The following is a 12207-nucleotide window of genomic DNA, read 5'->3' as shown; positions in this document are numbered from 1 at the left end:
TGATTGAGATCATGCCCGGTCAGATTATTACGCGCATACCTGACTATTTGACAGCGTTCATACGTGACTCACTGACAGGACTTTCTTGGCCAGGTGGAAAAGCTACCTGGCATAGATCTATTGCTGGATTTCTCCAGTCTGGCTACTGGAATCCTGTATCACGCGGTTTGGCATCTGCCCTGATGGGGCAGCGGGCATCAGAGGATTACAGTTTTTAATCGATACTTTCCCCTGCAACAAAGCCCCTTTGGAATACTCATTGAAATGGCAGGTATTGGTCTCTGGATCGTAGTTCTCCACCCACAAATTATCGTCTTTCCAGGTTGCAGCGATATGGTGTTGGCCTTTAGGTACAGAGATCGACATCACTCCCCCATACCGCTTAACGAAAATCTGTTCAAAGTGAAAGTAATAGGCTCCCCACCCAATCAGTAATACCACCAGAGCTCCAACGAGGCCGAATTTCCACTTATCTGCTTTACCGAAAAGAAATAACAGAGACATTGCCACTAGAATTACAACAGCCCAATAAAAATAAGTAATCATGGTAAATCAGGTTCCTTGCTTCTGAATGTCGATGCACTTTAAGTGGTCTAAGGCCATTTTCCAACCTTATCGCTCGATAGAAATACTGCAGAAACGGTATAGAGAATATGGTTTTCAGGATATCCCAGCCGGACGGTAGCGCAATCAGCAGTCAATGGTTATAATGCGCGCCGCTGTTATCGCAGCATCTGAGTTCCGGCCCAAAAGGCTCGAACATTCCCCGACGCCAAAAGCAGAGGGGCAGATCTCCTTTCCTAATTTTCCTTCGAGCCGAGCATCCTTTTCAGACCATCAAGCACATCCGTTCGGGCCACGCCGACGAGCATACCATCCACCTGGCTTGTCAGCTAAACTAATGCCCCAATTCAACCTGAGAAACATTGACGGACATGCAGCTATGCAGTTAACCCCTTATCGAAAGACCATCCTGATTGTAGAGTTTGTCGCTTTGATCATTCTGGTAGGCTCCATGGTGATGTTCGGTCAGTTCACCGAACAAGGGGAACCACCCTCGCCTGTCCTTTGGCTGATTCCCATTTCTGCCAGCCTTCTGGTCATTTCCGGATTTTCAGCGAACCTGTATATACGTTGGGTCGAAAACCCGGATACCCAACGGGCGAATCCTATTCAGCGAATGTTCATCTATCTCCTGATAGCCTCTCTTTACTTGATTTGGTTATTTGCAGTGGGACAAGCATGGCTATCGCATCAATTAGTAAACACAGCTTCCTGATATTGGTTCTCGGGCTTTCATCCTCCCTTTCCTGGGGGATGAGATGCGGGACGGACATCATCAAAGTTCAGGACCTTGAATATGAAATATACAAAAAATGCGGGCGACCGGATCATACCAGTCTAGTTGGATATACTCTGACCGGAGATCGAGTACGTGAGCATAAAATTGAACGCTGGGTTTATGAGAAACCCGGTGATGCCATCTATATACTGGAGCTGACCGGTGGAAAAGTGACCAAAATTGACTGGCGCCGATCCCCTTCCTGATCAACAACCTTCACACAAGATGGAACTGAACAGTTAAATCACAATCGCCATAGAATGTGGGCTTAGATTGTGAATAAAGAAAAAGGCGGACAAATAGTCCGCCTTTTTCTTTTCAGATGCTATCGATTCTATCGAGCAGCTCTTTTGTCTTGGACTCCATCAGCGCCTGATCGCCTTTGGATTCCACATTCAGACGAACTAATGGTTCGGTATTGGACATCCTCAGATTAAAACGCCAATCGTCATACTCCACGCTTAAGCCATCAACGAAATTGACGGACACCGCAGACGGGGCATATTCGGCCTCGATAGCTTTCAAGACCTTACCGGCGTCTTCAAGCTTCCGATTGATTTCGCCGCTGGCTGGATACTTGGCCATACGCTCATCAATAAGGCTTGAAAGTGACTTGCCTGTTACGCACATCAAGTTGGCAACCATTAACCAGGGAATCATTCCCGAGTCACAGTAGGCAAAATCGCGGAAGTAATGATGAGCACTCATTTCCCCACCATAAACCGCATCTTTTTCACGCATAATCTGCTTGATAAACGCATGTCCTGTTTTACTCTGGACAGGGTTACCACCACCGGCATTGACCATATCAATGGTGTTCCAGGTTAACCGGGGGTCATGAATGATGTTCGCGCCGGGCTCTCTCTTGAGGAACAATTCAGCCAGTAAGCCCACAATGTAGTAACCTTCAACGAAACGACCCGTTTCATCGAACAGGAAACAACGATCATAATCGCCATCCCAGGCAATTCCGATATCTGCGCCATTTTCCAATAACGCCTGACGGGTGCTCTCACGGTTTTCCACCAGCAATGGGTTAGGCACACCATAAGGGAAAGTTCCGTCTGGTTCGTGGTGAACCTTGATGAACTCAAAAGGCAGCAAACTCTCTAGCTGATCAATGATCAAACCAGCACCACCGTTTCCAGCATTAACTACCACTTTCAGTGGCTTGAGCTCAGCTGTGTTGATATACCCCATCAAGTGCTGGATATAGTCACTGTGGGCATCCAGCGTATGCTGTTTGCCAGACTCAGCGGCATCCTCAAATTCACCGGGAACCAGATCTTTGATCTCGTTCAGACCGGTATCGGAGCTTACCGGGCGTGAGCCCTTGGACACCAGCTTCATCCCATTATAATCCTGAGGATTATGGCTGGCTGTGACCATGATTCCACCATCCATTTCGTAGTGGAAAGTTGCGAAGTAAACCATCTCGGTGCCACACAAACCGATGTCATAAACATCAGCACCAGCGGCCATCAACCCTTTACTCAATGCTTCCGCCAATTCAGGGCTGGACAGTCTGATATCATAACCAACCACGACTTTCCGGGCGCCAGTGACCTGCACATAGGCCCGTCCAATGCGCTCAGCAATCTCAGGGTTGAGTTGGTCGGGCACTTTGCCCCGAATGTCATAAGCTTTAAAACCGCTTAAATCCATCAGTTGTGGACTCCTAACAATAATGATGAATGCAGCAGCTCCAGATCAAAGATCTGAAGCTGCTTCAGGTCAGTGAATACTCAGGCAGACACAGAATCCTTTGCAGATTGTTTGTCTGAAGCTGACGTATCTTCTCCACCGGCTTCAGAACGACCGCTCTCAGAACGACCATAGTTGTCCTGCAAGCGAACAATGTCGTCCTCTCCCAGATAGGTATCTGATTGAACCTCAATGATTTCAAGCATTATCTTACCTGGGTTGACCAGTCGATGCACTTCGCCAATCGGAATATAGGTGGACTGATTTTCCGACAGCAGGAATTCCTGCTCACCACAGGTCACACGGGCCGTCCCCTGAACCACAATCCAATGTTCAGCGCGGTGGTGATGCTTCTGCAATGAAAGGCTGGCACCAGGCTTGACCTTGATCCGTTTGACCTGGAAACGGGCTCCCATATCAACAGAATCGTAGCTTCCCCAGGGGCGGAATACTTCCCGATGGACAATCGTTTCCGATCTCTCAGCCTTATCCATTCTGGAAACCAGTTTCTTCACATCCTGGACTTTATCCCGGTGTGCCACCATGACAGCGTCCTGGGTATCAACCACCACCAGATCTTCCACCCCTAACAGAGCCACTAATTTATCGTGGCCACGGACGAAACACCCTTGGGCGTCTTCTGCCAGGACATCACCATGTAGCGCATTGCCTTTGTCATCTTTGCTGTTAACACTCCACATGGCTGACCACGCACCAACATCACTCCATCCAGCATTCAGCGGTACAGTGACAGCGTCACGGGTATGCTCCATTACGGCATAATCGATGGAGTTATCTGGACAGTGCGTGAAACTTTCAGCGGGCAGGCGCTTAAAGTCCATGTCGACATGACAATTGTTGAACGCCAACTGACAGGTTTCGTAGATATCTGGCTCGTATTGCTTGAGTTCCTGCAGATAACGCTCCGCACTCATCACAAACATGCCGCTGTTCCAAAGGTATTCGCCACTGGAAAGGTAATCTTTAGCGGTTGCTTCATCAGGCTTTTCTACAAACGCTTCTACGTCAAAAGCAAGCTCTTTGAACGAATCGCCTTTGCGGATATAGCCATATCCGGTTTCAGGCTGATCCGGCTCAATACCAAACAGAACCAGTTTGCCTTCCAAAGCAGCCTGTTCAGCTTTCTTCAAAGCCTCGTGAAATGCCGGAACGTCTTTGATGTGATGATCTGCCGGCAGCAAAATCATAATCTGGTCATGTCCCGATTCAAGAATCTGAAATGCCGCCATGGCTGCCGCCGGAGCCGTGTTCCGACCAAATGGCTCGAGCAGTATCGCCTGAGCTTTCCGGCCGATCAGCTGCATCTGCTCAGCCACAATAAAGCGATGCTCTTCATTACACACCACGATCGGCTCACCCAGATTATCCGGCAGGCGATTCAGTGTTTGCTGGAACATGGTTTCCTCACCAATCAAGGGAAGGAATTGTTTGGGATACATTTTACGAGATAGTGGCCACAACCGTGAGCCGTTACCACCTGACAATATTACGGGAATCATTTTCGTCTCCTTATCCTTTGGATGTTTTGGTCGTTTGCCAACAGTCAGTACCTAGCCAGCTCACGGCCACCTCGCCCTGTTGTTCTTGTTTTCGGTAATTTTTATGAACTCTCATCAGACACTTGGTCTTTTGTATCTTTCTTATGAGTTGATGCTTTAAACATTCGGCTCAGATTTCCACCCAATCTCGAAGCCTTAAGTTGTTCAGGAGGTAACTCTGGAAGATCAGCAAGAGCAATGCTGTCGAAGGTCGCAGCATAAGGAGCGACCCAGGCGACAGACCAGGGATTCAAAAGTCCCTCGACTTTCTGTTCGCGGCCGGTCAGCAATGTAAATGGTGTGGAGTCATTCAAACCATCAACTACCCTTTTTGTAAGCCGACCTAAAGCACCTTGATGCTCACTGGCAAGATCCAGTCCGTTCGCATCGGCGAACACAGCAATCATGACCAGAGGTTGAAGGGCAAAGTTATGGTACTCAAGTGCCCGCTGTTTTCTTCGCAACTCATTGGGAAGATATCCGGAAGCATCAATCTGACCGACCCCCTCGCGATACTTCATCACAGCCCAATCGAATAACTCTTGCTTTTGAAGTGCCACAGACGCGGACATAACAGCCCAGGCAGCCCAGTAATCATGGTTATTTACTTTCTTCAGAGGGCGATCGGTGTAGTACTTCTGCACTTCTACAGAGAGATCATACAACCAGTCTTCGATAACCTCTTTCTGATCAGCGGTGATTGTCTGCGGTTCAGCCAGATTTAGTTTCAAATAGGAAAGACTGGCGCAGGCAAGCGCCCATTTTCTGACAGCTTCACCGATATGATTGACTTCATCATTCATCAAGGCATCGGCGCCCGCCCAGTTCTCCAGCAATTTCACCAGACACTTTCCTGCACCCGGCTTGCCTTTCAGCACTTTATCAGACAGACCAATACTATATTTTTCAAAATCCCGAACATCCGCCGTGTGTTGCTTGTAGGAGAGCATGGCTTTCTTGTTGATATCTGCCCGTGATTTTCCACTGCCCTCATATTTACTACGCATTGACAGAGATTCAGTATACGGCTCCGGAAGGTCCACACAGTCCACAGCTTCATCATCGCTGCCCCCCCGGGTCACCAATCCAAACCCTGCAGGAGCAACAAGCTGCTTTATTTGAGTTTCTGGTGATTTCACCTGCATTGCACACCCTGAAAAAGACAACAGGCTGCCGACCAAAATAAACGTACTCAGAACGCAGGATTTGCTGATCTGTTTATGCATGAGATTATCCTCCTGCCATTTGGGTATTAGCATCGGGACGGCGACACATTGTCGCGGTAACTTCTACAGGCTGAGCCTCTTCAGGTAATTGCAGGTCAAGAGATAAGAAGCGGTAATTCCCCCAATCTTCTTCAGTCTTAAGCTCGGTAATGAAACGACCATTGTTGTCGACCCTCTCACCGAACTCCATTTTCATCCGGTCCCGGCGACGGTTGATATACCAAAAGGCCAGTTCGATTTCTTTTACCTGTGGATCAGAAAACTGAAGATCCACCAGAAGATCTCCACCTCGAAGATCCTGATATTCACCACCTCCATTAAACAGAATTTCCTGCAGACCAGCTTTGACTGTCATCGTCTTCTGCAACACGACAGGCTGGTTCTTACAACCGTCATATACCATTGGAATAACCTGACGATAGAACTGCGTCGTAGATAAATCGTAATAACTGGGCACTTCCCAGATCATCAGTCGCGGTGGTGACTGTTGAAACTCTTCACTTGGCAGATACTGGATAAGCGTGCCGTCATAACCACCACCTACGATGGCTTCATTTAGAATATCCACTTCCAGATATTCCTTCAGATAGCCCTCAAAGTTATAGTTATAGGCACCCTTACTGAAACTGGTTCCAACAAGCGTGACTTCCGGTAACTCTGCATCTCCAAACAGACTGTCTTCTTCAGACTCCCCCAGAAGGTCCCCTTCCTCTACTGGCTCCGTTATGTACTCATCAACGTATTGTTCTGCGTACTGGACTCCACACAGACGTGCAAACGCTGACTGTAATGTCCCACGTTTGCGCATCATGCCAATACGTCTGGTAGCAAACTCAGTGTTTTCCAATTCCGGATAAATGGGGTGCTCGCGTACACTCTCAGCGACCAATGCAGCCGTTCGCCGTGCTCCTACGGGGGTCCAGTGGTGATCCCGGCGGAAATAGAAATCTGCCTTATCATTAGGCTGGTTCAATAAAGGAGTAAGATCAGGGGTATAAATTCCCGCATTTCTCATCCTCCTCAATGCATTGGCATAGTTGGTTGCAGCCAACGCAAAGTCATACTGGTTGTTACCCGCAGTATTGGCCTTAAAGGGGTGCACCAGCCCCCTTGTGGGCTGATACACCAGTACAAGCTCGGTCCCTCTGCTTTTGAGTGCCTGAGCAAACCGCTGAAGTTCTTTCAATCCGAACTCATCCGGTCCGAACTCCATCATCAACTCTGATTCTGTTCGAAACAGCCATCCATCTTCCCCTTCGATCAGAGTCCTAAACGATCGCAGGAAAGATGTATCATAGTTTTCTATTTCCGCAGCTGCCGGACAGATATCACAACAAGGCTCGACCTCGTACTCAATAGCCTGTGCTGGCTTTCCCACAAGCATCAGCAGCACAACCGCCAGAAACATGGGATACATCTGATAACCTCTGCACATGGCTATTTCCACTCCTTAAATTTGCGAATCAACCTGGCTTTCAACCCATACCAGTCTGGGTTGAGCCTTACTACCACAGGCAAACAAACTGAACACCTTGCCTCTCTCCAAATTCACCGGAGCCGCGTCGGCCAGCTTTTCGCTGCCATTGAACGCCGCCAGTGAAATCTTGACTGCATTCACCTGACGATGTTTGCTGCCCAGCTTCTCAACAGACTCCAGTACAGCCGTTTTACCGTTACTGGTTTTCAGATCCAATGCGTCAGCATCCGTGAGGTTGTACAGCCCTAACAAAGCCTTACGACGGTTATCGAATGCCTCGTCCTGTACCAGCTTAGGCTCCTCACCTTTTAAGACGACCAGGGTATAAAAAGCGTCTTTCTCAAGTTGAACCGGCTGTTTGGCACCGCTTAGTTCAACTTCATATGCACCTGCAGGCAGGAACACATACTTGCTTGATGACAGTGGATCAATCTCACCAAAAACTTTTCCACCGACACCGGCATTCTCAACAGGCAGGTTCACCTGAGCGTTAAAAACACGTATAAACGCAGACCCCGGAGGTGCTTCAGGACCGTAGAGTGCAGCCTCATCCGCTCTTGCCAGAGAGGTAGCAAAACTCCAAACCAGAAATATCAACAAAATGTTCTTTACGTAAGTTTTCATTTGATTCTCCCTGAATCACTCACTTCAATTAATTGGCGGTTGAAACCTGTTGAGCTTGTTCTTTTCTTATAAATGGCAATGCATATTCATTCAGCTCATAGGTCATGGGCAGGTAGCGTTCTGGAAATTCCCAGATCACTACCTTGGGTGGGCTTTGCCGGAAATCTTCGGAAGTCAGATATTCCATCATTGGAATGACCGGCCCTTTGCCTTCCTGGGCATAGCTGATGATGTCGATTCCTGTTTGCTGCTGTAAGGCGCCTACAAAGTTCCACAATGAGTTGGCGCTGTAGCTGGTTCCGACAAGAACCACTTCTTCATTCGATGAACCAAAAAGGTCGTCAGACAGCAATGAATCCTCTGTATCTGTCTCCGCCAGAGCTGTCTCCCTGGGGGAAATTTCCTCCTCACCCGGGCCGAGATTCTCAAAATAGGGTTCCAGGGGAATGTAATTCAGCAGATCTCCTTTATGGGGAACAGGAGGTTTGATGTCGGTACTATAGGTTTTGCTATGCCAGGGCAGATCGCGCAGTTGCTTCTCAAGCGTCAGAGCGACTTTATTGGCAGCCACTGCAGCCCCGGCGGGAGTCCAATGTGTGTCTGTTCGCAGGAAAACCTGATCAGAGTTTTTAGCCGCCAACATTTCAGAAAGTAGCTCCGAAGTAGCGACGCCACGATCTCTCAAGCCTTCAACCGCTTCAGAATAAAGTGTCTCGTGCGGAGTAAAAGGTTTGTGGCCATCAAGATATTCCGGATATACACGGACTTTTGACGGTACTAGTGACAGATTCAACTCGACTCCTTGCCGCGCCAGATAATGCTGCACACTGGCAATCAGATTGAGCTGTTGATCCACCCTGTCAGAAAAGTCTGAATAGGCTTTGAATTCCTCTTGGGTATATAACCAGTCCTGACCACCAACGACAACACCTTCCCGCCCCTCATCAAAGAGCAGGTATTGAATGGCTGCCCATAAGCTCGTCCCCAAATTCTTTACTGGAAACTCACTGTTATAGTGACTCTCGTATTGAGAGGCCCAGCCTCCATCGATGGCACTTACTTCCTGTGGCTGTTCAAAGGCTTGCCAGGACCCAAGGCTCCAGATCCCCAATGCCGTAACCAGGAGAATAAAAACAGTAACGTAAATTGTGTGGGTCAACTTTTCCATGACACGTTATCCCTGATCGACCTCAAAATTGAAAATAGAGAAAAGGCGAATAGTTCTGCGCCGAAAGCTTGAGAATCGATAATGCAAACAGCGGCAACAACACCACAGAGGCAAACCTTAACCCCGTTGCAGACATATCTCTGGCCGAAGCATATTTGGCACGCACACCCAACAAAACAATCAACACATACGCCAGAATTAAAGTGAATATCTGTAGACTGTTGATAGACTCGACATAAAGAGCACTGAAGCTCCACTCAAAGGAGAAGAACATCGCGTTATAGACTTTAAGAGCTTCATCCACATTGGCAGCCCTGAATATCACCCATCCCATCAAAACCAGGAAGAACGTGAATATCCAGCGGAATGGCAGAAAACGGCCTCGATCATCTCCCCATCCAAGGTAGCGTTCGATCGCCAGCCAGATGCCATGCCAGGCGCCCCAGATGACAAAGGTCCAGTTCGCACCATGCCACAAGCCACCAAGTAACATCGTCAGAAACAGATTACGGTAGGTGTTAAACGTACCAAACCGATTGCCACCCAACGGTATATAGAGATAGTCTCTCAACCAGCTCGAAAGACTGATATGCCAACGCCGCCAGAATTCAGTGATGCTCTGGCTGATATATGGCTGATTGAAGTTCTCAATAAACCGGAAGCCCATCATCAAACCTAACCCAATGGCCATATCACTGTATCCAGAGAAATCGAAATACAGTTGTGCGGCATAGGCCAGAGCCCCCAGCCAGGCATCTGCAGCCGTGGGATTTTCCAGGGCATAGAGATTATCGACCAGAGGAGCGATGGTATCCGCAATGATCACCTTCTTGACAAATCCCTGCATAAACCGGGATGCCCCTTCCGAAAACTTATCGACGGTGTGGGTTCGGTCATAGAACTGATCTGCCAAATCTTTATAACGCAGCACCGGACCGGCGATAAGTTGAGGGAACAACGCGATAAATGCCGCAAAGTCGATAAAACGTCGAGTGGGCTCTGTATCTCCACGGTAGACATCCACGATATAGCTGATTGCCTGGAAGATATAAAACGAAATACCAATAGGCAGAATCACATGCATGATTTCAAACGGCTGGAAGCCCAGACCGGTCAGTAGCGCATTAAGGCTATCGACACCAAAATTTGCATATTTAAAGTAACCCAGAGTTCCTAGGTTACCGGCCACTCCCAGAGCCACCCACCTCTTGGCTTTAACTGATCCTGACAGGGCATTGGATATGTTGATGCCTATCCAGTAATTCCAAAACGTTACTGCGACAAACAGCAGCAGGAAGTCGACCCGCCACCATGCATAAAACAGGTAGCTGCCGATCAGAATAACTAACGATTTTCCCCGATAAGGGGTCAGGTAATACACTGCCAGAAAGGCTGGCAGAAACAAAAACAGAAATATATTGGAGGAAAATACCATCGCTTTAGCTCTCCCTGGCTAACTCCACCGGATGTAACTTCACCGCACGCTGATCCTTAATCAACGCCTCCAACAACGAAGACTGGTGCGGTTTGAATATACCGAACAACTGCAGGCCATATGAGTTCACGGGGAAACGCATATCCAGATCGTAAAGAACAACGGACTCAGGATGCTCCACATGGAATGGCCCACGGGCATTCAGGGCATAGTTACCACCATGGATGGTCATCGAGACTCTCATTTCATAGGGATCATGTTCAAAATCCCTGTCTGTGTTGGATAGATCCGCGATATGTCCATAGATACCAAAACCGCCATTACGGAAGGCTTTATTACCATACAGACGCAGATTGGCACTGTTCCGCGCCCGAATTCCATGACGGTTATTATCAAAAGCCAGGTTTGACCAGAAAAGATTGTCATGACTCTCATACAATGTGTACCCGTCACCACCATTGCGGTAGGCCAGATTGTTGGCGATGACATTACGCTCACTGGAGCGGTCAAGCACGAATCCCGATATGGCGTTGTCATAGCTCTTATTGTTGAATATCCAACTGTCATTGACTGAGCGCGATACGATAATCCCGTGTTTTTTCACGGTTCCATATACTTCGTTTTCTGCAATCACCAAATGCGATGAGTAGTCATGTGGATCTATGCCATAAACAATGTTGTTGATGTACTTGTTGCGGACAACGACCAGACCTTCAGCTTCAAAACAGTAGAAGCCGTAATAGACATCCACAAACTCGGAATCCATGATCCAGGACTTAGGGCCTTCTTGCCTTAACTCCTCATTTTCGTCCTCACTGTAATGGGACACTGTAATTCCGTATGACTTACTCTTGTTGTATCCAAAGCTCACAACGCGAGTGCCGGACATATACAGCTTGCTCCCGCCCCAAGTAGTCAGGAAAGGCCTGAATTCTTTTGACGACTCGTACTGAGCATTGGTATCGGCACTTTCATCCCAGGCGACCATCTCCATATTCAAGGTGTATAACTGGCCATGCACTTCAATGAAAGCCCCCCTGTCCTGGGACAGGCGTAAGGTTTTGATTTCCTCTCCGTCCAACACCAGAGAAGCACCATGTTCAACAACCAAAGGCAGCCGTAATATAAATACCCCCGGTGACAGCTCCTCAAAGAACGCCCGGTTATTAACCTGTTGCAATATGTCTTTTGCCGTGACTCTCCCCGAACGCACAAAGACCGCCTTGGGGTGCGACAATTGTCGCCTAGCCCATTCAACAGCGCGATCCGAAGCCGTAAACTCTCGTAGGGTAGCCTTCTTGAACATCCGTTCGACTCTGACAACCGGTTCACCACCATGGCCGGTCTCATCCAACCGTTGCCGTACCCAATCCTCGTTATAAATATCAATTGGAGGCAATGCCGGCGCTGGAAGCTGGAGAGCTTCCGCCGGCACGTAATCCATTTGGTAAGGGCCATCCTTCAGTTTCGGCGAATCATCAGCTCCTGCATCTTCATCCACCTCTGTTTCTGAATCGCTGGCCTCAGCCGTAGCAACTCCTTTTTTCGCAGCATCAGCCAGAGTCGGTACACCCGTCAGAAGGAAGAGCATCAATACAGATGCCACAGCCAGCCGCCAATGATGCTGCATTGCTGTCATGTCCATGCTGTCGGCATTTCCCGCTGTCATCAT

General features: G+C 48.4%; 11 protein-coding genes. 2 read left to right on the top strand and 9 right to left on the bottom strand.

From position 1 onward, the window contains the following. Nucleotides 1–117: 117 nt before the first annotated feature. Entirely contained in the window at nucleotides 118–546 is a 429-nt protein-coding gene (locus tag F566_RS0131070) for a hypothetical protein (protein WP_020410973.1), read from the bottom strand. 397 nt (nucleotides 547–943) lie between these two features. Here F566_RS0131070 and F566_RS0131065 point away from each other — a divergent pair, with 397 nt between their 5' ends. Further along, complete coding sequence (locus F566_RS0131065; RefSeq protein ID WP_033417097.1) at nucleotides 944–1279, top strand: hypothetical protein; 336 nt, start codon at nucleotides 944–946, stop codon at nucleotides 1277–1279. Next, nucleotides 1243–1548, top strand: a complete 306-nt coding sequence (locus F566_RS0131060) for a DUF2845 domain-containing protein (protein ID WP_157497236.1) — start codon at nucleotides 1243–1245, stop codon at nucleotides 1546–1548. The genes F566_RS0131065 and F566_RS0131060 overlap by 37 nt, the downstream gene beginning before the upstream one ends. Nucleotides 1549–1660: 112 nt before the next feature. On the opposite strand, the gene F566_RS0131055 is transcribed toward F566_RS0131060, so the two are convergent. From F566_RS0131055 to F566_RS0131020, 8 genes are all read right to left on the bottom strand, one after another. Further along, nucleotides 1661–3007 (bottom strand): phosphohexomutase domain-containing protein, encoded by a 1347-nt coding sequence (locus F566_RS0131055; protein ID WP_020410970.1) that lies wholly within the window; start codon nucleotides 3005–3007, stop codon nucleotides 1661–1663. 80 nt (nucleotides 3008–3087) lie between these two features. Next, complete coding sequence (locus tag F566_RS0131050) at nucleotides 3088–4566, bottom strand: mannose-1-phosphate guanylyltransferase/mannose-6-phosphate isomerase (protein WP_020410969.1); 1479 nt, start codon at nucleotides 4564–4566, stop codon at nucleotides 3088–3090. A 101-nt stretch (nucleotides 4567–4667) separates the two neighbouring features. Beyond that, entirely contained in the window at nucleotides 4668–5831 is a 1164-nt protein-coding gene (locus F566_RS0131045; protein WP_020410968.1) for a mannuronate-specific alginate lyase, read from the bottom strand. A gap of 4 nt (nucleotides 5832–5835) precedes the next feature. Next, nucleotides 5836–7266, bottom strand: a complete 1431-nt coding sequence (locus F566_RS0131040; protein ID WP_020410967.1) for an alginate O-acetyltransferase — start codon at nucleotides 7264–7266, stop codon at nucleotides 5836–5838. A 15-nt stretch (nucleotides 7267–7281) separates the two neighbouring features. After that, the gene (locus F566_RS0131035) at nucleotides 7282–7932 is read right to left on the bottom strand and encodes an alginate O-acetyltransferase AlgF (protein WP_020410966.1); all 651 of its coding nucleotides are present in this window, start codon (nucleotides 7930–7932) and stop codon (nucleotides 7282–7284) included. A gap of 28 nt (nucleotides 7933–7960) precedes the next feature. Beyond that, a complete protein-coding gene (locus tag F566_RS34640; RefSeq protein ID WP_020410965.1) occupies nucleotides 7961–9100 on the bottom strand; it encodes an alginate O-acetyltransferase in 1140 nt (379 codons plus the stop codon). Nucleotides 9101–9122: 22 nt separating this feature from the next. Then, on the bottom strand, nucleotides 9123–10535 hold the full coding sequence (locus F566_RS0131025; RefSeq protein ID WP_020410964.1) for an MBOAT family O-acyltransferase: 1413 nt from the start codon (nucleotides 10533–10535) through the stop codon (nucleotides 9123–9125). 4 nt (nucleotides 10536–10539) lie between these two features. Beyond that, nucleotides 10540–12207, bottom strand: coding sequence for a right-handed parallel beta-helix repeat-containing protein (locus tag F566_RS0131020; protein ID WP_020410963.1), 1668 nt, complete (start codon nucleotides 12205–12207; stop codon nucleotides 10540–10542).

It is taken from the genome of Hahella ganghwensis DSM 17046 (assembly GCF_000376785.1).
Lineage (GTDB): Bacteria > Pseudomonadota > Gammaproteobacteria > Pseudomonadales > Oleiphilaceae > Hahella > Hahella ganghwensis.
The sequence above is the reverse complement of the archived record's forward strand: the minus strand, read 5'-3'. Positions and strand labels throughout refer to the sequence as shown.